The following is a 22,069-nucleotide window of genomic DNA, read 5'->3' on the forward strand; positions in this document are numbered from 1 at the left end:
AGACCGCCGGACCCGCCGCCGCATCCTACCGTGCCCGAGGCGCGCAACGCCCCGGACGCGTCACGGTAAGACCACCGCTCAGCCGAACCATCCGCCGGTCCGGCGTGCCCGAAGCCGGTACATGGCTTTGTCGGGTGCGTGTACGACGACGTGTCGGGTGCAGGACCGGGCCGTCGGTCAACTCGTGCCCCAGCGCCGAGCATTGATCAGGATGCCGGGTTCGTCCCGGCCCAACTCGCGGCCGTCGATCAGGGCTTCGAGCGCCGCGGTGGCCTCGTCCCAGGTCAGGTAGGCTTGGGCCTCGGAGAGATCGGGTCCGTAGGTGCCGTCCGCCGCCCGATAGTAGATCGCCCCGTCATGGCTGACGTAGATGTGGAACTCGTCGGGTGTCGATTGCCTCGTCTCGCTCATGGGTACGCCTCCGCTTGGGTGGGGGAACTCGATCCCGCCGGTGGGTCCGGTCGGGGCGACCGGCCTGATCGGTCCGGCAGCTGCGCCCGGGACCGACGCCTCGGGGGGAAGGCGCTTCGAAACAGTTCAGTCGCGGCCGCGACCTGGGCGAGGAGGTCCGGCCAGGACTTCGGTTCTGGCAGTCGTGGCATGGGGATGCGAAGGGTGGCCCGCAGCCGACCCTCGCATTGCCGGACGTGGAGCCTGCCCTCCGTCGCCGCGTGGGCGAATCGGATCTGGGCGTCGAGTCCGCTTCCCCTGGCGCAATACCGGGACAGGTCGAGGACGACGGCTTGCTCCGCCCCGTGGATGGTCACGTACAGGGCGAGGTCGCCCGCCGTGCTGATGAGTGCGAGCCGCCCGGCCCGGCCGTTTCTCCGGAAGGAGCCGATCCTGCCGAGCTCTTGCAGCAGGGCCGCCTCGAAGGCCCTGGCGCCTCCGCCCTCCGGCGCGTCGGGATCGTGTGGGAGCCCGAGCACCGTCCGTGCACTCGCCCGGTCGACCATGTAGGCGGCGTAGCCGTCGGCCAGGGTCAGGCGCCTCACGGTGACGCCGAGATCCTCCAGGCGGCGCCCCGTCCTCCGGTCCCCGGCCTTGAGGCCGAGTGCGTCCCGATAGGTCTCCGCCGCAGCCCAGGTCGCCCGGAAGCCGGCGACGGAACGGGGCTCGACCCTCCGTGTCCCGGACGGGGCGGGTGCGATCAGGCCGGCATCCAGCAAGGCGTCGACCGTCCCGACCTGGCATCCGATGAGGCTGGCGGCGTCGTACCGGCTGATCGACGCGGGTGCGCGCCTGGGCGGGTTCTCCGCGGCGACGGCCTCGGGCGTGCCGGACTGCGCCCGTTCCGGCAGGAGCAGGTCTCCGACCTTGGGGCCGAGCCGGGGGATCGAGGCGCCGCCCTCGTCGAGCAGACGGGTGATGAGCCTGGCCGGATCGCGCCGATGCGTCCTCTCCAGCGTCGCGAGCCGCACCAGTCCGTCCGGTGCGGCCGCGACCGGCGTCGAGGCCGACAGGAGCCGCCGGGCGAGCGCCGCCACGTCCTCCGGCCTGAAGTGATCCTTGTGGCGCCACCGCCCGATTCCGGCGAACGGCTGCAGCAGGCCCGCCCCCACCAGGCCGTCGACGAGGCTTCGGGCAACCCCGAGCGATGCGGCCGCACCATCGCGGTCGACGAGGGTCAGGACGGTCCTTCGGACGAGGTCGGTCTCCTTCGCGAGCAGCATGAGGTAGCGGTTGCGCATGTGCTTTTCCGGCTCGGCATGGATGCCGAGCGCCTGCGAGACGCGTCGCAGCCTGCCCACCGGAAGCCCGAGTTCGGAGGCGAGGCGGGCGAGGGGAACCCATCCCTCGGCGCGATCCGGCTCGTTGCCCCGCCGCCCGTGCTCCGAACGGTTGCGCTCGACCAGGACGCGGTCGAGCAACCCCTCGAAGAGTTCGCCGTGCGATCCTCGCTCTTCCCTCCAAAGCGCGTCGGGGATCCAGCCGAAGCAGGATTTCTTGACGCGGCCGGCGTCGGTCCCGACCCGCGCGTCGGCGACCGAATGCAGGAGGGCGAGCGCGCCCGGGACGCCACGCACGGCGACGGCGTAGCCGACGCGCATCACGTCCACCACGCCCTTGGAGCCATCGACGTCCAGGGCGGGGCGGGACCGCTCCTCGCCCCAGAGCGCGATCCGACCCAGCAGGCGGATCGCGTCGAGGGCATCGCCGAGGGTCGCGAGCCGGTCGAGGATGGGAACGCCCTCGGCTTCGACGGCTCCCAGGCGGCCTAGGATATAGGCCTCGACCGACGACCTCGGACGCTCCCGTCGCGGTATGCCGAAGCGCGCCAGCGCCAGGCCCGAGGGCGAGCGTTCGAACGACGGCGACCACCAGGGAAGCGGACGGCCGTTCCCGTCGCGGTCGAGGAGGTCGAGGTCGTGGTGGGGGCAGCGCCGGAAGTCCGGCAGGTCCCACCAGGTGCGGTGGTAGGCGTCCTCGGCGAGGCAGGCCGGGCAGAAGCGACGTAGGTCGATCTGCCATTGGCGCCGGCGGACGACCTGGCCCATGAGCGTGACGCCGTCGGGCGAGACCGTCGGCGTGGCGTGCACGAGCGCCTCGTGTCCCTCGAACGGGATGGACAGCGCGAATTCCAGGCATTCGTGGGGTTGCGGGTGGCGGCCGTTGAGCCCGTGGCCGATCAGCATAGTGCGGACGCTCGACCTGTGATTGAGGCCGGCATGCCGCACGACGAAGCCATGCGCGGGCTCGCCGGGCCGGGGACTCCTCCAGGTGGGCAGGGGCGGCTGGTCGGGATGGTAGGGGTCGCAAAAGGTCGCCACCGGTCAGCCCCCCGCGCCGGCGGACGCGCGATCCGCACTCGGGCCGGAAGGTTGCGGACGCGCGAGGGCGCTGGCCCGGGGGGCGGTCGACATGGCGTCCCGGAAGGGGCTGAACGTCATGCCGACCGGCCGGATGCGGCTCCAGACCAGGTCGCAGTGGTCCGTCGTGATCCGCGGCGATCCGTCGTTGAGCGCCTCGCAGCCCGCGGCGAATACGAAGTCCTTCAGTCCGCCGATGATCCCGTCGGTGACCCAATAGAGGGAGTGGGCGAAGCCTTGCTTCCCGAGGCCAGATTTCTCCAGGAACGGCAGGCGGTCGTCGATGTAGTCACAGAGCAGTCGGAAGACGCCGCGTTCCTCCTTGTTCTCCCACTCGTACGGCGTGACGATGAAGTGGGGGAGCAGGCCCCGCCCCTTGAGCTGGCGGTCGGATTCCATCATCCGGTAGGTCTCGACGAGGCCCGCCGCGACGACGTTGAGCGTGCGCAGGTTCAGGATCTTGCGCACGACGCCGTTGCATTGCTGCACGGCCCTGGAGTCCGCCTTCACGAACGCTTCCTGGTATTCGTCCAGGATCAGCAGCTGGACCTCCTGCTCGCGCAGGGCGTTCAGCACGGATGCCTCGACGTCGTCCTCCCGGACCGTGGGATCGCGGCCGGCGTTGAGCGCGACCGCGATCCTGTCGAGCATGCTGCGGCGGCGGCAGCCGATGGGCATGTCGACGTAGACCACGGGGCGCAGCAGGCCGTCCTTGCCCCGTACGACGGGGTACCGGTCGGCGTAGCGTTCCAGGGCGTGGCTCTTCCCGGTGCGGGGGTCGCCGGCCAGGGCGAAGAGGGAGCCGACGTCATGGACGCCGCCGTTCACCGGCATGTGGAAACGGGCGATGGCGTCGGTCGTCTGCTGGAACCTGTCGTGGTCGACGAACAGGTTCTTGAGGATGTTCTGGCGTTCGGCGGGAGGCTTGCCGGCACGTTCCGCGCGAACCTGGGCGTCCTTGTCACTCATCGCTGCTGCTCCATTGCTTCAGTGCCCTCAGGACGGCGAGGTCGTCCTCGGCATCCTCACCGTCGATGTCGGTCAGGGGAGGCGACACCTCCTTCGGGACGGGCTCCGACGTGGGTTCGGGAGGCATCGGCCCGACCCCGTCGAGGACGGGAGCCGCGGGACGGCCGGATCCCCTCGCGACCGTCAGCGGATCGAGGTGGGCCGCGGCCGTGGCGGCCATCTCGGGGGCCTGCCCCGTACGGACCTCGCTCGCGAGGCGCCGTACGCCGTCGTTGTGGATGAACCGGGCGAGCCGGCGCCGCGTGCGCTGCCGGTCGGGATTGGCTCGGGCCTTGGCGGCAGCCTCCCCGAGCATGTCCATCGCCCGCATCAGGCCGTCGAAGTCGAAGGCTCCCTTGACCATCCGGCGCGCCTCCACGACGGCAAGGTCGTGGTTGTGGCGGTGACGCCCCTCGGCATAGGCGCGGTGGGCCGGGCAGGCTGGGACGACGAGGATGCGTCCGTCGGGATCGTAGGGGTCGACGACGTAGAGACGGCCGAGATCGGACGGGTCCCGGACGCACTTGTACCGGCTGCCGCTGCCGTTCTCCCGCGCGTTCCTGTGCTTGGGATTATTGACGAGGGCGATCAGCGCGGCGCCCTCGTAGGTGATGTAGTCCCAGGTGATGCCGTCGTTCTGGATCGTGCGGAGCTCCCATTCGCCGCACAGCGCGATGAACAGCTCGGGTGGCGGCAGCGGACCGCTCGGATGCCGGCTTGCCTTCTCGTTCCAGACCCGCAGCGGAACGTCGCCCATGCCGCGCAATAGACCCAGCCCCTTCGAGACATGGGCGTTGGCGACCTCGCAGATGAAGAAGGTCAGGAGGGCATCGAACTCGGAAACGCGGACCTTGGCCCGATCCAGCCTTTCCTGGTCGACTTCCCTCCTGTCGACGACGTTCGAGAGGGTCGTGCCCGGGAGGAGGTGGACGAGCCCGGTGTTGAGGAACCCGAAGAAGCGCTCCAGCGCGCCCTTCATCCAGGGGCTGCGGGCATGGAACCTGGGCTTGTTGATCTTCAGCTCGCGGGCGGCCGACTCGATGTCGTCGCCGATGAAGTGCAGGGCGTTGTCGACCCAGAGGTTCTCGATCCGGCCGAAGCACGGCCACGGCCGGCGCACGGCCGGGTACCGCCCCATGTCCTTGGGGTACATGGCGTGCCGCAGCCCGGCGACGAAGCTGGCGTAGCTCGGCGCCTCGTAGCCGAGACCGTAGCCGATCACCATGCCCGTCGCGCGGTCGCGGAACACGATCAGGTCCGGCCGGCCGAGGACGAGGTCGGTCTCGTCGTCGACCAGGAGGAGGTCGAGGGTGCAGTGGTCGACCTCGACGTCCTCGTAGGGCCGGTCCGGCAGGGCCTGCCGGGCATAGGTCCGGTCCATCCTGGCCGCATAGGCCGAGCCCATCCGGTAGTAGTCGCGCGTATATCGGTCGACGGTGTTGCACCGGCGCCCGAAGGTGCTGGCCGAAGGCGTCTCGATCAACGCGAGCTCCTCCGACGGCATGTGCCGGCCCAGCTTGCGCTTATAGGCCTTCACCCTCGCGACGACCTTGGCGTAGGCCATCTTCTTCGACATCTTCGGGCTGAGCCATCGCCGGATGCCGCTTTCGAGCGCGACCTCGCCCACGTGGCCGAAGTGGGAGCGCCTGTTGCCCTTGTGATTGTGGCGCTCGACCAGGCACGCGAGGCCGTGGACGTCGCCGAGCGCCATCCACCGGTCGAACCAGTCGAGCACCGTGGTGAAGTGGGGAGCCCTGTCCCCCGCGAGCGCGGCGGCCCTCGCGATGATCGGCACCAGGGCCTTGGATCGCCTGAAGGCCCAGCAGCCCCTCGGTTCCTCGCCGTCGAGGCAGCCCCTGATGCAGGCGTTGACATAGGCGAGCTTGCGCCTGGCCTCGGCTTCCTGCTCGGGCGTCATCTGCAGGCGGTTCGGGAGCGGGCCGCGCGGGTTCCCGACCAACGACGGCGCGCTGATGAACCGCGCCGCCCCGGTGGACGACATGAAGGCGAGCTTCATGTCGGTCAGGAAGATGACGTCCTTGTCGGCGACCTGCAGGAACTGCAGCTTGCCGTCGAGGCGCCGCTCGAATTCGGCCGTGCGCCCGGAGATGGTCAGCACGTCCCCCTTTCGGAGGTCGAACCGCAGCGTCGCGGACTCGGTTTCGGTCTCGCGGGGATCGAGCGGGGACTGGCTGCCCGGGGGGATGCGGAAGGGTGCATTCACGGCTGGGCGTTCTCCAGGATGGCCGTTCCGAAATTGAAGGGCTTGGCGAGGTCGAGCCGCACCTCGCCCGACAGGGCGAGGTTCATCACCGCCGAGTAGGCGCGGCACTCCGGTGGTCGGTCGACGAGGCCGGCCTTCCGGACCACGGCGGCGATCGTCGTGGGCAGCCCGAGTTCGACCAGGGACCGCCGCACGCGGGCCATGGCCTCGTGGTCGGGTGCGATGAATCGGTGCCGCTCCATGATGCGGCTGTTGTCGAGCCTGGGCTGCGCGCGGATCTCGTGCTCGGTGATGACGACGAACGCGACGCCGTGGTCGATGCGGTACGCTTCCCGGATGTGGGCTTCCTTGAACGTCCAGCCCGGGAGCGTGGCGAGGTAGGCGGCCTTCGCGTCGATCACGACGACCTCGCCCGACCGATACCGGCAGACGACGTCGGGCGTGTATTGGTGCTTGGCGAAGCCGCCCTTGCCGTCGGGCACGAAGAATTCGAGCGTATGTGGTTCGACGGCGTAGTGGGCGATGGCCGGGTTGGCGCCGAGCAGGGTCCGCAGGTCGCGTTCGTTCAGGGAGCGGAAGGGCGACCTTCCGAGGGCCTTGTGGTCGGCGCCGTCGCCGCCGATGGCGCGCAGCGCGTTGCGGCGCGGCACGGGGCGGACGACGGGCGCGCCGGGGAACAGCCCGAGGTTCGCGGGATCGGCCGATGACTTCTTGCGATGGGGTGGGTCGGTGTCGCTCACGCATGTCTCCGAAGGTGAGGGCAGACCGTGCCGGGGCCGCCGGCACGGAAGGCGAGGTCGGGTCGCGACGATCAGGCGAGCGGACCGCGCCGGATGCCGGTGTCGCCGCCGAAGGGCCGGTCGAGGTCGAGGCCGATCTCGCCGGCCAGTGCGGGGCCGAAGAGGCAGCGCAGGGCTCGCCCGGCGCCACCGCTCACCGGGAGGCGGGCCCGGCGGCGCAACTTCTCCACCGTCGTCGGCAGTCCGAGCAGGGCGAGGGCGTCCCGGACCTTTTCGACGTCGCGCGTCCGCTCGTCCTCGACCCGGTGCCGCAGCATCGCGCGTCGGTTCTCGCGCGCCGACTTGGCGAACGTGAGCGTCTCCGTGAGGACGACGAACTTCACGCCCTGCTCACGGTAGGCTCGCCGCAGGCTGCGCTCGGTCGCCTGCCACGCGGGTTCCGCGCGGTCCCACGTGAAGCGGAACGCATAGGCGACGACGCCCCGGTCCCGGCACAGCGCCACCGCATCCGGCACGAACCGCAGCCAGGCGTCCCCGACCCGGTAGCCGAGCGTGTGTGCCCTCGGCACGACCCGGGTCAGGGTCGGATCGCACAGCAGGCCGAGCAGGCCGGCGGCCTCCAGGGCGCTCGTACTGACGTAGGCGCCTCCAGGCAGCTTGGGCGAACGCAGCGATTCCGGCACGAGCGTCCGAATTCGGGGAGCCGGCACGGGGGACGGGGCGTCGCCGAGGCCGAGATCCGCCGGCACGACGAAGGATCGGGGCAGGCCCGATGGCTCCGGATCGAGCGCGATCATCAGCGCGGCCCGGCTGACGGCGACGGTGGTGGTGGCGATGGCGTTCATGGGTGTCTTCCCTCAGCGGATTGCGATGACGTCGGCGTCGATGACGGCACCGGTCGCGGGATCGACCCGGACGCGGATCCAAGGGCGGCGGAGCACGCCTGCATGGGACACCAGGATGTCCAGGCGCTCGTCCTCGGCGTGCGGTTCGCACCCCTCCGCGTCGAACGCGTCGGGTTGCCAGCAATCGGCCGTGGGCTGGTTCGAAACTGAGGTTAACCGTCTCATGACAAAGCTCTCCCGTTGGGCCGCGACGGCATCCCGTCCGGCTTGTGGTCTCGACTTCGTCGGGCTAGGTTTGAGGGCGTGCGAGATTGCCCAAGGCGGTATGCCGGAGGCCTGCGCCAGGCCCGAATTCTGGCGCGTGCATCCCGGCACCGAGGCTGCCGACTGGCGTTCGGTCATCGACCGAGCGTCATGCGAAGGCCCGGAGTGCTGTCGTCCCGGTCGGATTGGGGCGGCTATGGAAACGCTGCGTTGGGACTGCGCGGGACTTCCCAGTTCCGTTGCGATGGGGGCGCAGTCGTTGCAGCGCTGCGTCCCCATTTCCCTTCACCCCGATCCGACCGGTGAGCACCCCCTTTCATGAGCCGGCCCCGGGACAGGGCCGGCGTTGGTCGTGTCGGGTCGGGCCGCGGCCGGTCGGGACGGTCGCCCTCCTGCCGGGCCCGGCAGGGAGAGCGACGCCTTCGCGGCATGCGGGACCAGCCCGGCAGGTAGCGACTGCCTTACGGGAGAGACCGCGAGGTCTCGTTCCGGGCGCTATCGGTGGTTGCGGAGTATGGAAGGGCCAGGGTCGCGCTTAGGCGGGCAGCCTCTGGAGACTGCCGGCCCGGGCGCTGGGGCCCGTCCGTATCCGCTCGCACGCGAGCGCGTATTTGGCAGTCGTTTCCATGGCTATAATGTAGTCCAACTGACGGTATTTGTCACGCACTGCAAAGCTTTGGCTCGATAAAACATCGGCTTTCCATGGTGCTTTGGTTAACGCCGTCCTTGCAGAAATTTGCTTCCTGGCCTCGGTATCGTTCTTTCCCAGATCTCTACAATTGTCTTGATTGAATTAGGTCCATCGATATATTTTCGGGGTGCTGTCATGATGTTCCCCGAAGCAACGCGTCGGGGCTCTTCGAGAGGCAGATCGGCATTGGCCGGTCGGATGCCTTCCAGTCGTCGAGGAACCTGGCGAGGTGCGGCCGGTGGGAGCCCTCCGAGTGCAGGTACCTCACGAGGTCCCCCATGGAGGCGTCGTGGCCCCGCTCGTCGGACCGGCCGCTCGACAGGCAGAAGCGATAGTAGAGGCCGAGGGTGTTCAGGACATCGGTCTCGCAGTAGGCGCGGACGCGCCCGGCCTGGCCTTGGGCCAGTAGCGCCTCCACGTTCGAGCCATGCTCGCCGCCCTTGCCGGGCAGGCCCATGGCGAGCGCCATCTCGTCGAGTCCCATCCTGGCCGCGGCGCCGTGATGGGACATCAGGTCCATGACGTCGGCGTGGTGATCCTGGTCGTAGCGCTTGCCGTAGCCGGACCAGCGGTCGCCCCTCAGGTGGTAGGCCCCGGTCGGGATGCCATGGATGAAGGCGCGGGTGAGCAGCACCGGCACGTCGAACGACCTGCCGTTCCAGGTGACGAGCCGGTAGGAGCCGGCGGCGAAGAAGCGCCAGAATCCTTCGAGGAGTTTTCGCTCGGTCCACCCGGGTTCGCCGCCGCTCCTGCAGGTCTCGATGGCGTAGCTTTCGAGGCCCGTCTCCGGATCCTTGTCGATCCGCGCGACTGCGAATGCGATCGACACGATCTCGTGCCAGGCCGGCTTCGGGAACTTCTGGCGGTCCCAGTCGCGCGGAAGGAGGGCCTCGTCAGGCACCGACTCGATGTCGAGGCAGAGAAGCTTGGTCGGCCGTGCCGGCGGCGGGGTCCGCAGAGGGGGACGGCGGCCCGTCGTCGCCCTGGCCTTGCTGGCGAACGGCATCTCGGATTGCGTCTCGGCGTCCATTCTCAAGCTTCCACGATGAGGGCCGGGTCGAAGGTGGACGCGCGCCGCGGGCGGTCGCGCGGATTGGCGACCACCCGGGTCCTGCCGATCCGGTAGTCGACCGGGTCGGCGACGTGCCCGTGGGCCCAGAGGGTCGGGCCGCTCCAGGCCGTCATCACGTCCTCCAAGTCCGAGGCCTGCGCGGCGGAGATCCATTCCTCGTAGGCCTCGGCCCCCGGTCCGGTCAGGACGGAGCGCCGCGATGGCGCGTGGTGCGTGACGACGGCCGCGCGGTCGCCGGGCCTGACGTCCCCGACGAGGGCGACCGGCGACAGGCCGAAGCCCTCGGCGGCGACCTTCACCGAGGCGAGGCAGTCCTCGATGAAGGCGCGGCTCCGGGCATGGGACCCGGCCGCATCGTGCGGCAGGTGCCGCGCGCGCGAAAGGTTGATGCGACGGCAGTCGTGGTGGCCATGGCGGGCGTATCCGCGGGCGAGGGAGGCGCGTTTGCGTCCGTGCAGGCTCCAGTCCGTCCAGAGGGTGGCGCCGATCAGGTGGACGCCGACGCCGGCCGCGTCCTCGAAGCGCACGGCTGCGTCCGAGAGCAGCGTGATGCCGAGCTCGGCCGCGAGCGAGCGGCCGCGGTCCAGGGCCTCGCCGCGCGGGACCCCGTCCCAGAACTCGGCGTTTCCCGGCACCAGGACGACCGGACGCCCGGCGCGTCGTTCGCCGAGGGCGTCTGCGAGCCAGAGCAGCGACCGGTGCAGGCTGTTCGAGAGATTGCCCGCCGCGACCAGGACGTCGAAGCCGGGCAGCGCTTCGGGCAGCTCGAAGGGGGACCTGTCGATCCGCAGGTCGCTCAGCAGCAGGATGCGAAGGCCCGGGCACCGGTGGCCGTGCATGGAAGGCAGCGGGTCGGCGGGGTGGACGGGAACGGCGACGTTCATCATCGGCGGTCTCCGCTTGCCCCGGCGATCAGCCGGCGAAGCTCGTCGCCGTCCACGATCCTGTTCCTGACCAGCCGTTCCGCGACGTCCTCGACGACGTCCCGGAACCGGGAGATCAGGCGTTCGGCCTCGGAGTGCAGGCGGTGCAGGTCGGCCTCGACCGCCGCCCGCAGGACGGAGTCTTGCCGCAGGCCACCCGCCACCTCCGACGGCTGCCCCAGGTAGACGAGGCCCTGCCCGAGCCCGAGCGAACCGTGCAGGCCGGCCAGGAGGGCGCTGGCCCGGGCGAGGTCGGAGTCGGCGGATCCTCCGGATCCGCCGCACGCCTCGCCCAGGATCACGACCTCGGCGGCGCGGCCGCAGAGAAGCGATACGACGAGGCGCTCGACGTCGTCCCGGAGCGGCATGATCGGGAGCCGCGGGCGCATCGCGGTCGACCCGCCGTTGCCGTTCCTGGCGATGATGTCGACCTGGATGACGGCGCCTGCGCCGACCACCTGTGCGCCGAGGCCGTGACCCGCCTCGTGGATGGCGCCGCGGCGGATCTCGGCGTCGGTCCGCGTATCGGGCGGGGCGACGCACCGGAGCAGATCGTCCAGGGCCAAAGGCCGCCCGGCGGTTTGAGCCCGTGACCGAGCCTCCTTGACCCAGCCTTCGACCTCGGCGCCGGTGGCCCCGAGCCCGAGCTCGCCCAAGGTGCGAAGGTCGGCGCCGGGCAGGTCCGACCCGAGATGCTGGCGCGCGATGCCCGAGATCGCCTCCGCGCCTGGGCGGCCGATCTGGATCACGCGGGTCAGGCGACCGGGTCGGATCAGGGCCGTGTCGAGCCGGTTTGCGTAGTTCGTCGCGCCGATCAGGCAGACCTTGGCGTCGGGATCGTTGTTGAGGCGGTCAATTCTGAGAAGAATATGCGTACAGACAGGGTTCCACCACGAACGAGATCGATCATCCAGCGAATTTCTATCCGGGATACTGTCAATTTCATCCAAAAATAACAGTGATGGAGACGTATAGCGAGCCTGATCGAAGACAAGATCGATGTGCTTCAATACGCCATCCAGATATCCATTGGAGGACGTGAACCACGATGAGACCGAGCTGATGGTCAACGGCAGTTTCGCCGCCTTGGCCAGCGCCCGCACCATGGTGGATTTTCCAAGTCCCGGCTCGCTTGCTAGGACCGCGCATCGGTCGGCCGGGAACGCGGTGCCGTTGCGGCGCCAGTCCTCGATCCCGCGCAGGAGTCTCGTTCCCCATTCGTGCGCCGCGCCGAAACCGAGCAGCGACGCGAACGGCGGGGCCGTGGCCACGGCGGGGTCGATCACGGTCTTCGCCCGCGAGGCGGCCGCGAGGCGTTCGAGGCTGGCCTTCGACGTTCCCCTGATGCAGGCCGCGAGGTCCCAGTAGGACAGGCCGGCCGCGGCGCCGTCGGGAAGGTCGCGTACGGCTCGACCCGTGACGGCGCGGATGACCTGTCCGACCAGCTTGTTGTCCGGCGGCTCGATCCTGACGTTGATGTCGGCGGATGAGAGGGCTGACGGCAGGTAGGCATGGCAGTCCTGCGAGACGCCCAGCACCGCGCCGCCCTGGCCGACGGTCCTCGCGACCTTGTCGTTGCCGCGTGAGGGCATGTCTTCCCTGGAGCCGGTCCGCGCGAAGACCGCATCCCAGGGCCTCAGGCGTTCGCAGGCGCTACGGATGGCGTCGACCCATTCCGCCGCGGGGACCTGTACGACAAGAACATTGTTCGGATCGCGCGCGATCCGCCGCCTCTGCGCGGGCGTGAGCGCGGCTTCCAGGGCAAGCCGGGCAAGGGCTGCGGAGGCCGTCTCCCGCAGGGGGCGCCCTCCACCGACCGTGGCCTCCTCGTCGGTATCCTCGCGGAAGAAGGCTAGGTCGGATCTCATGGTGCTCCTGTCGTCCGATGGGGCTGGGGGCGGGGTCGCGGCGGCTTCGGGTGCCGATCTCGAAGCGGGGGAGGTGATCGGAGGCGGGACTCCCGCCGCCGCATCCAAGCGGTTCGGTCCGATCCGATGGTCTGGGGGAGTTCCGGCCGTGCCCGTGTCACCGGAGGTCCGGTCGCCCGGTCCGGACGGGGGCTTCGAGGATCGAGGCGAAGTCCGGGCTCGGCGGATCGCCCGGGCCGGCCGATGCGACCGTGTCGGCGACCGCGACGACATCGACGCCTTTGCACGGCGCCGATTGCGGCGGCCGCGCAGGGCGGGCGAGGTCCCGATGCGGGCCGGACAGGAACGGGATCCTCACGTTGGGCAGCTCCCTGGGCTTCGCGACCTTCGCTGGCTCCCGGTCGGCCTGGGCCTGCCGTCACCACGGCGGTCGAGCCTTCCCGTGGCGTGGTCGAGGACGAGGATGGCGGCCGGGTCCCGTGCCGCGGCGTGGAGGAGGAGCCGGCTCATCGCGACGTCGGTCGCGAGCGAGCACGGCTGCCCCCGAGGGAGGCAGTCGATGGCGACGGCGATTGCCGCGGCGGCGTCGCCGCGGAGAGCCTCCGGCCAGCGGCGATGGTGCAGCAGGGGGGAGCCGGCGAGGGCGACCCGCACCCGTGCCAGCGCGGCCGGGCCGAGACGCCCCGGATTTGCGCGACGCCACGTTGTCAGCGCAGGGACGCCTGTCTTCCCCCTTCCGCTACCGGCCGCGTCCATCCCATGCCTCCCGCTTCGGTCAAGGCTTCGCCGGCCCGGTCGCGCGGGTGGTCGATGCCGGGTTGTTTGGGCTTCAGTGCCGCGAGCGTCCGTCACGCCGGTCGGCGCGATGGCCGAGCAGGTAGTATCGGGACAGTGTCCTGGCCCAGGTCTCGCCGTCCGAGGCGTAGAGGTCGCTCGTGGTGATGTGGCTACCGTCAGGAAGGACCGGATGCGCGAAGACGGTGCCCGAGACGACTCGGACTGACCGTTTGTCTACCGTCCAGTCCTCCAGCCGCGGTGCGCCGGCCAGGTCGTCGTCGGTGGGCTTGGTACCCTCCGCGATCCCGGCGACCTCGTCGGCGAGTTCGTGGAGGCGTTCGCCGGCGTCGCGCTCGTCGGGCAGGGTGTTCCGTCCGGTCGTTTCCAAGAGGAACCGTGCGAAGGTCTCGGGGTCGGCATGCGACGCTTCCGGCATCGCGGCCACCATCCGCAGCGCGGCGGCGATGGCAAGCCCCGCGCTCAGGGTGCGGGTGGTTCGGTCCCCGTCGGCGACGCGCTGGGCATCCCGCCGTCCGAGGGCCGGAAGGGCCGCCGGCAGGATCCGGCTCGGCTGCCGCGCGGCCAGCGCGGCGGCCTGGAGCCCGACGTTGCGGCCGAGGGCCGCCACCGTGGCGGAATTCCCACCGCCCCCGCAGGCGAGCAGCCAGGGTGGCGCGACCGGTCGGAGGCCGGCGTCGGCCCTGGCCGGAAGCGATGCGATCATCGTGGCGGCCTCGTATTCGGAAAAGGCGCTCGTTCCGACCGTGGCGACCGCTACGTCGATCCGGGCCAGGACGCCTGCGTCACGCAGGCCGGCGGGAGGTAGATCGAGGATGACCTGCGCATCGGTGGACGTGGCTCCGGGCAGTTCCCCGTCAAGCGCAGGGCCGATGGCATTCGCGTCCTCGATGCGGCGTTCCACGACGGTCAGCAACTCGGAGACGACGCTTCGCAGGGGGAACTGGGCCTCGTCCGGTAGCGTGAGGCGTAAAAGGGTCACCGGCTTTCCGATGACGGTGAACGCGTCCGCCACGATCAGGGCGGCGTGGGCGGCATCGGCGCGCGCGGAGAGGCCGAAGAAGGCATGGATCAAGCGCTTCCTCCGTAGGCAGACGGGCACGCCGGACCGAAGGGAGAAACTCCCGAGCGGTCGGCGTGAGGTCGATTGTGTGAAGGACCGAATTATAGCGCAAAAACCTGCAGAATTGCAATAGATTGGTCAGTTAGGCAAATGAATCAGTGAATCATGGTTAATTTTATACAGCTTCACGTCTGCGGCCGCCGTGCTGTCGTCAGCAGAAGCGGGCGTCGTCGTCTTCCTCGTGCAGCAGTCGAAGGGCGACTGCCATGGTCGTGCGAAGGCTGACCGAGGCGTCGTCGGCATCGAATTCCTCGTCCAGCAGGCCGGTCAGCGATGCTTCTTCGTCGTCTGGGAAGTCCGAGGCAGCCGTGACCGGATCGGCGGCGATGCCGCGCCGGGAACGGTCCCGGGCCAGTACGGAGGGGTGGCGGCGTCCGAACCTTGGCTGTTCGGCGAGGCGGAAAGGGGCCGGGTTCGGCCTGGGGGTGGCGTTGCGTTTGTTCATGGCGGAGATCCTTCAGCGTCCGGCCGTGTAGGCACAGTGTGGTTCGTGGATCGCGGCGGAGGACGCGGGCCGGCGATGGACGGAGCTGCGGGTGCCTCGGGCCTGCGTACGTCGGCGGCCAAGGCTGTTCATCCGCCGACTGGGCGCAGATGTCGGAGGACCGTCGGCGAGGTCTGTGGCCAGATCGAGCAGATCGTCCCTCAGGCCCGACGCGTGGATCCCGGATGCGGACCAGGCTCCGGGCGGGGCCAGGAGTTCCGCGACTTCCGCCGGGTCGACGGCGTCCGCGTAAGGGTCCTCGGCGGCGATGCGCAGGGCGGCGGCGAGGCCGAAGGCGAGCCGATGCAGGCGGCCGCAGTGGCAGCCGGCGCGTAGGGAGACGGATTCCCTCAGGGTCAGCGGCGTTGGCGTGCCGGGTAGTCGGCGGATGGTAGCGTCGGTAGCGGCGTCCGGACCGGCCAGGAGCCAGGCCGGAGCGACCGGTGGCCTCGATTGGCGTGCGTCGAAGGCGACGGCACGCCGTGCGATGGCCTGGCAGACGGGGCTGGGTCCCGCCGTGACGACGGCCAGATCCATGCGGGCGCGCAGGACGACGTCATGGATGCGGGCGAGCGGGAAGGCGACCATGAGGTCGCGCCCGTCGACCCTGGCCGCATCGAGGAGGGCCGGGATGGAGCCAAGCACGTTTCCCGAACCGCAGGCGACTTCAGGCTCGCCTGGGCGATGTCGGTTGAAGGCCGTATTGGCGAGGAGGGCGGCTTGTGCGCCCGATCTGTCGTCTGAGAAGAACCCGATACGCATGGTTGAACCCCGGATTGGTCCACTGGTTTTCCAGTAAAGATAGTATACCCCATGGGGGTATATTTACTCAAGATGGTGGGGCGGATCACCAAGACCGGTGGTCAACGATTCCCTGGGCTCGGCATTAGGATCCTCGCGAGGGATAGCCCTGAACGGGGCTCCGGGGCTCCGGGGCGGCTTGGGCTGGTTGCTGGCGGCTGTGAAAGCGTGACTCCTTGGGCCATAGTAACGGATAACGTGATCCGTGATGCGTTACCTTCGGCGCCGGAATCGTTAACCTTGTTCCGTAAGGTTTCGTTATTCGAGGTGGGGCGCCGTCGCGGGATGGACGATGCAGACGAACATCAGGCGGGCAGCACCGCGGATGCGGCGCGACAGGTGTCTCGGTTGCGGCGCATCGAGGGACAGGTCCGCGGACTTCAGCAGATGGTCGAGGCTGGTCGGTCCTGCCCGGACGTGACGGCCCAGGTCGACGCGGTGATCGGTGCGCTGCGCCGGGTTCGGTCGGACCTGATCCGCGGTCACCTTCAGGGCGCGGTCAGGGCGGCCGTCGCCGGAGACCTATCCGCCGACGAGCGGCGTCGCCTGGCGGACGAGCTGGACGCTATGGTGTCCAAGGTCGTCTGATGCGGGATTGGAGATCAGGCGGTGGCTGCGACGAGGCGCGGACGGGCAAATCCTGCGACGGAAGCCGACGTCGGGGCGCCGTGTAGGCACCGATCAGGCGTAACGCTTCCGAACGTCTGGGTGCCGGCGGTGGTCAGGTAGCACGATCTTCAGAACCTCCATGGATGATGGCCTGGAAGCGTACGGGGCGCGGGTCATGGTCGACAGGGCTGAAGTCTTCAAGGAAGCCGACAGGCTGCGCGCCCAGCGCGGCAAGGAGGCCGTCCGGGTCTCGGTTCGCCGCGTCCGAGAGCGTTTGACCAGGGGCGGATCGTTCAGCGACGTCGCCCCGGTGCTTGCGGACTGGAAGGCGTCCCGCAACTACCAGCCCGTCATCGAACTGATGGAACTGCCGATTGCCTTGCAGAGGCGCCTCGGCGAGTTCGGCAAGCTGGTGCTGGACGAGGTCCAGGCGAATGAGAGCAAGATCCGGGATCAGGAGCGGGCGAACCTGGACATCGAGCGCAGGTCCTACCAGGACCTGCTCGACGAGGCGTCGCTGACGGTCGACGCGCTGGAGGCGCGGGTTTCGGAGCTGACCGCGGAGGTGGGGCGCCTGCGAAGGTCTGGCGCCACCGAGGCGGGGGCGGTCGAGGGGGCGAGGGTCGGAGCCCCCAAGCCGGTGGAGAAGCCCTCGAAGTTCGGCCAGTTCGTGGGCGCGCTGCACGCCCGCGGCCTGGAGCGGAAGGCTACGGTCACCGAGCAGGACGACTTCTGGCAGGCGGTGGAGGCCGAGGCGCTGGCCTTGATGCGCTTGCGCGGGCCCATGTATGCCGGGGACATCTACGTGGCCCTGCCGCGTCATTTGAGCGAGCGGGGAATGCAGGTCGAGATGCCGTTGTCGGTCGGATGGCTGCGGTACCGTCTTCGTGCCGCCGCCGCGGCGGGGGCAGGGTTCGTCGAACGGGAACTGCGCTTCTTCCCGGTCGATGGGGCCGGTTCCGATCAGGCGGCCGGGTCCGAGACGGGGAAGAAACCCTTGCGGCCACCCGTTCCCTGACGTCCGACGAACGTCGTCACGCGCGCCGCGTCCCCGAGGTCGAAGGGCGGCGCGTCGTTCTCAATGACGATGAACTGAGCCGTCTCGGCGAGACCGAGGAGGTGCCTGTAGAAGTGGGCGTTCAGCCCGCTCTCGGCGACCTGCCTCTCGTCGGCGCCGACGGCGCCGTACCGCGATGTCAGGGCATCCCGGTAGCTGAGCAGGGGGCTGTCGAGGGCGATGATGCCGGGATGGGGAAGGTCCTTCGACCTGCAGTGCAGCAGCACGCCGATCTTGAAGGCGGCGTTCATCAGGGCCCGCACGCCCTTGCCGTTCGCGCGCCGGTCCTTGCCGTTGATGAGGATGTCGTGGCTGCCGGGATCGAACGACACGGTCGGCAGCCCTGGGAACCGCCAGGCATGGAGGACGGACTGGATCGTCGTGGCCAGTTCGTGGCCGACGACGCCGCCGATGCCGACGCTCACCGACCCCCTCGCCACGGCGGTTGGCTTGAAGGCGGCAAGACGGGAACGTCGGGCCCGCAGGGCCTCGATGGACTGCAGATGGGCCAGCCCCCGGCGAGCCTCGTGCCGGGCGCGGTCAAGGCTTTCGTAGGCGAGGCGGCTGGACGCCTCCAGCGGCTTGGTCGCCTCGATGGCCTTTCCGAGCTGCGCCACCTCGGCGGCGAGCCGTTCCGCACGCCTCGACAGTCCCGCCCGTTCCGCCTCCAGCGAGGCCACCGCCTTCCGGAGGTCTGAGCGTTCGAGCCTGATCTTGGCGATCTCGGCGCGCGTCGCCTCCTGCGTCACCTCGATCTCGTCGAATCCGTGGGCGTGCCGCTGGTCGTCGGGGTCGGCTCCGCAGAGCGGGCACGTCCGGCGCGCGCCGACCAGCAGCGCGGCGCCGCCTTCCTCAAGGGCCTGTAGCCTCGCGACGTCGCTCTCGTACACGGCATCGAGCAAGGCGAACCGGTCCAGGGTGATCGCGATGTCGGAGCGGCGCTCCTGCGCCTCCGTCGCTGTCTCGACCGCCGCCCTTCGATCCCTCCGGAGTTCGTCGAGCCGAAGCTGATGCGCGGACAGGGTTTGCTGGAGCCCCCCGATGCTGTCCGCGATGCGCTCTTCCTGGCCTTCCAGGTCCGCACTGTCCGGCCAACGCCGGGCGAGCTCGTCCTCGGCCGCGGCTATCATGTCGTCGATCAGCTCGATCTTGCCGAGGTTGGCCGTCCTCTGCGCGTCGGTGCTGCGCGTCGTCTGCTTGGCGCTGTCGTCGACGCCCGTGACGATGAACTTGAGGACGTTCCTGTCGAAGGTATCGCCGCTCTGGGCCGAGATCCGGGTCGGGCTCCACTCGCCCATCATGTTCGTCTCTTCGGTGAACACATACGGCGCGAAATGGCGGAACGTGAACGAGCTCTTCTCGGAATTCTGGTTCCGCGCGATCCTTCGGTCGACCACGTCGAGTTCCGACAGGAGGAAGCTGGAGAGGCTTTCCCCCTTCGCACGATGGTCGGCGGCGAGGGTTCGCGCGGGCTCGGCGTCGGGATCATGTGCGATCCCGGCCTCGTACGATCCGAACGCCCCGCCCGAGACCGACCGGACGAGCGTGACGCGCCCGCTCTTGGGCAGGTCGATTTCCAGCCACGCCCTCTCGTAGCCTTGGATCTCCTCGATGTCCGGCAGAGGGGAGCCGGCGCCCGTCATGAAGTCCAGTGCCTTCATGATGAAGGTCTTGCCGGCGTTCGACGCGCCCCAGACGACGTTGACGCCGGGGACGAAGCCGATCTCGGCCAAGGGGACGCGCGGTCCCGTCAAGGACAGCCGCCTCAGGACGAAGCGCGGTGGATCGGACGCGGTCATCCGAGCCGGACCCCGCCGTCGACGGGCCCGAACGCCTCGTTCCAATCGCCGATGTGGTCGCGCATGCGCGCCTTGAAGCTTGCCTTGTCGGTCAGCCTGATCTCGCACGCGATCCATCTGGCGCAGGCCTTCAACCGCTCGGAATACGGCGTCTCCAGGAGCTCGACGTAGGACGCCGCCTCGTCGGACGCGCGGTAGAGGATCCCTTGCGGAACGCTGTCCTGGCATACGAGGTGGCATCGCCGCATCAGATCCAGGCTCCGCTCGACCAGGCGCCTTCGGACCAGGAGCTCGCCCTTCCGTCCCGGGACCTCGGGGTGGAGGCTGGGCGGCCCTCCGACGTCGGCGGTGTGGACGACGACGTGGTCCAGCAGCACCATCTCGGACAGGTCGACGCGCTCCGGGCGCAGGTGTTCGAGGACGACCACCGCCCTGATGCCGGCCTCAAGCGGGGAGTTGAACAGGCGGCCGAACGTATCGACGCTCACGGCACCCACTTCATCTGCCCCTCGTTGGCGAGGTGGTGGCACATGCCCTGCCGGACGGGAACCCGTGCGAGCTTCCCCAGGATCGCGCTCGGCATCGTGGCGGCGTGCCGCATGACGGCGGCGACGCGGTCGAGCCGGCTCTGATGGACCTGCCGGTAGACCTCGATGACGCCATGGTAGATCTCGGCCTCGAAATCCCGGAGCGCCTCGACGGACGTGTTGTCCCGGTGGAACAGCCTGAACGACCTCGCGTCGAAGAACCGCGTCCGCTGCTCGCGGAGGTGGTCGCCGTGCTCGCCGTCCGCCAGCACCGCGTCCGCCGTCGCGAAGGGGGCACCCCTGGCCTCGCCGTAGACCCGGCGTAGCTGATCGACGTATTCCATCTCCTCGGCCAGCAGAACGGCGGGGACGCTGCCCGCCGGTGCGTCGCCGGGAGGTTCCTTGAGGACCATGGTCAGGGCGGTGCGGGCGGCGGGGTGCTTGGCAAGCCCGGTTGCCGAGAGGTGGCTGATCGAGCCGAAGTCGTAGGCATCGATCAGGGTGCGGAGGGCCGGCGAGAGCGGTATCCGCCGCCGCCGCGTGATCGACCCGGCGCAATGCTGGTCCCACTGCGCGATCAGCACCGCCTTCAGGTCGGAGGGATTGAAGATCAGGTCCTGCAGCGGGCCGGCGACGCCGCGGGGAGCGACGAAGAAGTACCGCTCCGGCAGGGTCCGGTAGGCTCCCTCCCGGTGGTGGTGGAACACCTTGCCGAGTTCCGATAGGGCCTCGGGCACCCCGAGGGCGCTGCGAAGCGTCTTCCGCTTGCATTGGTAAAGGTGCCAGGGTCCCTCGTGCTTCACCGGGGTCATGAAACCGATGACGTCACGGCCCTTGTCGTTAGCCTTGCCGATGCGCTCGACGAGGTGGTAGCCGGCGCCGAGCCGCTCGCACCAAAGCTCGACGAACTCCTCCAGCTCGTCGTCGTCGAGTTCCTTGAGGCGAATGGCGACGCTGGTCACGCGACCCGTGCCCGTCCTTCGAGGGGAGGTGGGGAGGATCGGCGACGTGCCGGTGCCTGGCCACGCCGCGACCATACCCCGTGCGGTCGGCGCGGCCAAGGTTGTACGGCGTCCGGATGCCGCCCGATGCACCGCTCTCCCGCGGCCGTATCCTGCCTCTTGCCGCGTTCACGGTCCCCAGCGCGAGACCTCGTCGGCCGTCGCCTCGTCATGCATCCGCGTCAGGGTGTCCATGAAGCGGGCAAGCTCGCCCTCGGCGAGGCAGGGAGCAGGCTTCCCCTCGACGAGGAAGTTGCGGATCTCGAAGGTCTGGCCTTCCAAAGCGGCCTGGCCCGTCAAGGCCTTCGCGTCTCCCAGGCTGGCCATGAGCGTGCGGGCGAGGGGCCGGGCATCCCTCTCGACGCTTGCGGCGATCGCATCGGGCGGCAGGAATCCCTTGCGGAGGTGTGGGAGTCGCCCCCGGATCGCACCGACCAGGCGTTCGGCGTCGTCCGGATGGATGAACCAGCGCTCGTTGGCGTGGACGTGGCCGCGTCGCAACTGGATGTCGAGCCCGGCGATGCGGGCGAACCCCGCGTAGGCCGTACCCTTGGTCAGCGCGCGCCAGGCATCGGCGAGCACGTCGGGATCGACGTCACGGCCGGCCCGCTCCGAGGCCTCCTCCAACGTCAGCCAACCCTCGGGCCGCGTCGGCCATCGGCGTTCCCTTTTCTGGGTGTATGGGGCGAGAAGGTGAATGTCCTCGCTATGGGCGCACCAGCGGTCGAAGCCGCTGATGCGGCAGGCCGCCATCCTGACGGTGACGTCATGCACGGTCGTCGGCTCGCCACGCGCCGCGGCTGATACTAGGGCCTGCCAAGCCCGCCTGAAGTTCGCGGTTTCCTTCGTGGTGCCGATGGCGGCCGCGGCATCGTCGATGGCCAGCCATTCCTCGGACTTGCCGATGGCGCCGGGAATGCGACGTGGCATCCGCGCCCAGGCCGCCGCGATGTTTCTCGAACGATCTCGGGTTCCGGCTTCCGGTTCAGGGAGGAGCATGATCGATTCTCACGTTTGGGTCTGCCAAGCGTGCGGTCTGACCAAGCAAGCCACCAGCGCTTACGCTTCGGCATTGCGGATGGGCGCGACCCGGGGTCGGCGTATCGCTCGCCGCGGGCCGAGCTCCCGAGCCGTACTCTCGACGTCGATCAAGCGCCCGTCGCGAAGCGAACCCGCTGCGGCAGGGCCGCCCGGCCCGGAACGTCGGTGTTCACCATCGGTTCGGGTCCCGGAGCGCCAAGGCCTTGCATTCACTGAGGACCGTCATTCGTTTCATCGTGGTGGAGGGCAAGCCACCCGATGCCCGCACGGAGCGCCGGGAGAACGTCGGGCGCTCCTCCGGCGAGACATTGAACCGCCTCACGCCGAGTGCCGTCTGCCACCGCATCATGCCAGCCGGTACGGAGTGCGCCCTTCCTAAGGGTGAGA

General features: G+C 69.5%; 20 protein-coding genes. 2 read left to right on the forward strand and 18 right to left on the reverse strand.

The window, feature by feature from the left end; all coding sequences use genetic code 11:
- Positions 1 to 177 precede the first annotated feature (177 nt).
- From MFF07_RS06880 to MFF07_RS06945, 14 genes are all read right to left on the reverse strand, one after another.
- Positions 178 to 411 carry a hypothetical protein gene (locus MFF07_RS06880; RefSeq protein WP_238231219.1) on the reverse strand — a complete coding sequence of 78 codons (234 nt, stop codon included), beginning with the start codon at positions 409 to 411 and terminating at the stop codon, positions 178 to 180.
- Entirely contained in the window at positions 408 to 2,771 is a 2,364-nt protein-coding gene (locus tag MFF07_RS06885) for a TniQ family protein (RefSeq protein ID WP_238231221.1), read from the reverse strand. The genes MFF07_RS06880 and MFF07_RS06885 overlap by 4 nt, the downstream gene beginning before the upstream one ends.
- Positions 2,772 to 2,774: 3 nt before the next feature.
- A complete protein-coding gene (locus MFF07_RS06890) occupies positions 2,775 to 3,779 on the reverse strand; it encodes a TniB family NTP-binding protein (RefSeq protein ID WP_238231223.1) in 1,005 nt (334 codons plus the stop codon).
- Positions 3,772 to 6,042, reverse strand: a complete 2,271-nt coding sequence (locus tag MFF07_RS06895; RefSeq protein ID WP_238231226.1) for a TnsB C-terminal domain-containing protein — start codon at positions 6,040 to 6,042, stop codon at positions 3,772 to 3,774. The genes MFF07_RS06890 and MFF07_RS06895 overlap by 8 nt, the downstream gene beginning before the upstream one ends.
- On the reverse strand, positions 6,039 to 6,782 hold the full coding sequence (locus MFF07_RS06900; protein ID WP_238231229.1) for a hypothetical protein: 744 nt from the start codon (positions 6,780 to 6,782) through the stop codon (positions 6,039 to 6,041). The genes MFF07_RS06895 and MFF07_RS06900 overlap by 4 nt, the downstream gene beginning before the upstream one ends.
- A 71-nt stretch (positions 6,783 to 6,853) precedes the next feature.
- Positions 6,854 to 7,627, reverse strand: a complete 774-nt coding sequence (locus MFF07_RS06905) for a hypothetical protein (RefSeq protein ID WP_238231231.1) — start codon at positions 7,625 to 7,627, stop codon at positions 6,854 to 6,856.
- Between the two features lie 12 nt (positions 7,628 to 7,639).
- Entirely contained in the window at positions 7,640 to 8,029 is a 390-nt protein-coding gene (locus MFF07_RS06910) for a hypothetical protein (RefSeq protein WP_238231233.1), read from the reverse strand.
- A gap of 686 nt (positions 8,030 to 8,715) precedes the next feature.
- Complete coding sequence (locus tag MFF07_RS06915; RefSeq protein WP_238231235.1) at positions 8,716 to 9,612, reverse strand: 3'-5' exonuclease; 897 nt, start codon at positions 9,610 to 9,612, stop codon at positions 8,716 to 8,718.
- Between the two features lie 2 nt (positions 9,613 to 9,614).
- Positions 9,615 to 10,541, reverse strand: coding sequence for a metallophosphoesterase family protein (locus tag MFF07_RS06920; protein ID WP_238231238.1), 927 nt, complete (start codon positions 10,539 to 10,541; stop codon positions 9,615 to 9,617).
- The gene (locus tag MFF07_RS06925; RefSeq protein ID WP_238231240.1) at positions 10,538 to 12,445 is read right to left on the reverse strand and encodes an AAA family ATPase; all 1,908 of its coding nucleotides are present in this window, start codon (positions 12,443 to 12,445) and stop codon (positions 10,538 to 10,540) included. The genes MFF07_RS06920 and MFF07_RS06925 overlap by 4 nt, the downstream gene beginning before the upstream one ends.
- Positions 12,446 to 12,602: 157 nt before the next feature.
- Positions 12,603 to 12,803, reverse strand: a complete 201-nt coding sequence (locus tag MFF07_RS06930; protein WP_238231243.1) for a hypothetical protein — start codon at positions 12,801 to 12,803, stop codon at positions 12,603 to 12,605.
- Positions 12,804 to 13,274: 471 nt separating this feature from the next.
- Positions 13,275 to 14,315, reverse strand: a complete 1,041-nt coding sequence (locus MFF07_RS06935; RefSeq protein WP_238231245.1) for a DUF6634 family protein — start codon at positions 14,313 to 14,315, stop codon at positions 13,275 to 13,277.
- Between the two features lie 199 nt (positions 14,316 to 14,514).
- Positions 14,515 to 14,808 (reverse strand): hypothetical protein, encoded by a 294-nt coding sequence (locus tag MFF07_RS06940; RefSeq protein WP_238231246.1) that lies wholly within the window; start codon positions 14,806 to 14,808, stop codon positions 14,515 to 14,517.
- Positions 14,809 to 14,820: 12 nt separating this feature from the next.
- Positions 14,821 to 15,492, reverse strand: coding sequence for a hypothetical protein (locus tag MFF07_RS06945; protein ID WP_238231248.1), 672 nt, complete (start codon positions 15,490 to 15,492; stop codon positions 14,821 to 14,823).
- 354 nt (positions 15,493 to 15,846) lie between these two features.
- On the opposite strand from MFF07_RS06945, the gene MFF07_RS06950 reads away from it, so the two are divergent.
- Complete coding sequence (locus tag MFF07_RS06950) at positions 15,847 to 16,236, forward strand: metal-sensitive transcriptional regulator (RefSeq protein ID WP_238231250.1); 390 nt, start codon at positions 15,847 to 15,849, stop codon at positions 16,234 to 16,236.
- 160 nt (positions 16,237 to 16,396) lie between these two features.
- Positions 16,397 to 17,275: a DNA-binding protein gene (locus MFF07_RS06955; protein WP_238231252.1), complete on the forward strand. Its 879-nt coding sequence runs from the start codon at positions 16,397 to 16,399 to the stop codon at positions 17,273 to 17,275.
- Here MFF07_RS06955 and MFF07_RS06960 read toward each other — a convergent pair.
- The 4 genes from MFF07_RS06960 to MFF07_RS06975 form a co-directional block, all read right to left on the reverse strand.
- Positions 17,221 to 19,068 carry a coiled-coil domain-containing protein gene (locus tag MFF07_RS06960; protein WP_238231253.1) on the reverse strand — a complete coding sequence of 616 codons (1,848 nt, stop codon included), beginning with the start codon at positions 19,066 to 19,068 and terminating at the stop codon, positions 17,221 to 17,223. The genes MFF07_RS06955 and MFF07_RS06960 overlap by 55 nt on opposite strands.
- Before the next feature lie 41 nt (positions 19,069 to 19,109).
- Positions 19,110 to 19,601 carry an ABC-three component system middle component 2 gene (locus tag MFF07_RS06965; RefSeq protein WP_238231255.1) on the reverse strand — a complete coding sequence of 164 codons (492 nt, stop codon included), beginning with the start codon at positions 19,599 to 19,601 and terminating at the stop codon, positions 19,110 to 19,112.
- A complete protein-coding gene (locus MFF07_RS06970; RefSeq protein WP_238231257.1) occupies positions 19,598 to 20,602 on the reverse strand; it encodes an ABC-three component system protein in 1,005 nt (334 codons plus the stop codon). The genes MFF07_RS06965 and MFF07_RS06970 overlap by 4 nt, the downstream gene beginning before the upstream one ends.
- Before the next feature lie 168 nt (positions 20,603 to 20,770).
- Positions 20,771 to 21,571: a hypothetical protein gene (locus tag MFF07_RS06975; RefSeq protein WP_238231259.1), complete on the reverse strand. Its 801-nt coding sequence runs from the start codon at positions 21,569 to 21,571 to the stop codon at positions 20,771 to 20,773.
- Positions 21,572 to 22,069 lie beyond the last annotated feature (498 nt).

Origin of the sequence: Methylobacterium thuringiense (assembly GCF_022179645.1) — a bacterium.
Classification (GTDB): Bacteria; Pseudomonadota; Alphaproteobacteria; order Rhizobiales; family Beijerinckiaceae; genus Methylobacterium; species Methylobacterium thuringiense.

Coding starts and splice junctions, on each gene's coding strand:
- MFF07_RS06880 (WP_238231219.1), bottom strand. CDS start 411: ATGAGCGAGACGAGGCAATCGACACCCGACGAGTTCCACATCTACGTC.
- MFF07_RS06890 (WP_238231223.1), bottom strand. CDS start 3,779: ATGAGTGACAAGGACGCCCAGGTTCGCGCGGAACGTGCCGGCAAGCCT.
- MFF07_RS06905 (WP_238231231.1), bottom strand. CDS start 7,627: ATGAACGCCATCGCCACCACCACCGTCGCCGTCAGCCGGGCCGCGCTG.
- MFF07_RS06910 (WP_238231233.1), bottom strand. CDS start 8,029: ATGACCGAACGCCAGTCGGCAGCCTCGGTGCCGGGATGCACGCGCCAG.
- MFF07_RS06915 (WP_238231235.1), bottom strand. CDS start 9,612: ATGGACGCCGAGACGCAATCCGAGATGCCGTTCGCCAGCAAGGCCAGG.
- MFF07_RS06920 (WP_238231238.1), bottom strand. CDS start 10,541: ATGATGAACGTCGCCGTTCCCGTCCACCCCGCCGACCCGCTGCCTTCC.
- MFF07_RS06925 (WP_238231240.1), bottom strand. CDS start 12,445: ATGAGATCCGACCTAGCCTTCTTCCGCGAGGATACCGACGAGGAGGCC.
- MFF07_RS06940 (WP_238231246.1), bottom strand. CDS start 14,808: ATGAACAAACGCAACGCCACCCCCAGGCCGAACCCGGCCCCTTTCCGC.
- MFF07_RS06955 (WP_238231252.1), top strand. CDS start 16,397: ATGGATGATGGCCTGGAAGCGTACGGGGCGCGGGTCATGGTCGACAGG.
- MFF07_RS06975 (WP_238231259.1), bottom strand. CDS start 21,571: ATGCCACGTCGCATTCCCGGCGCCATCGGCAAGTCCGAGGAATGGCTG.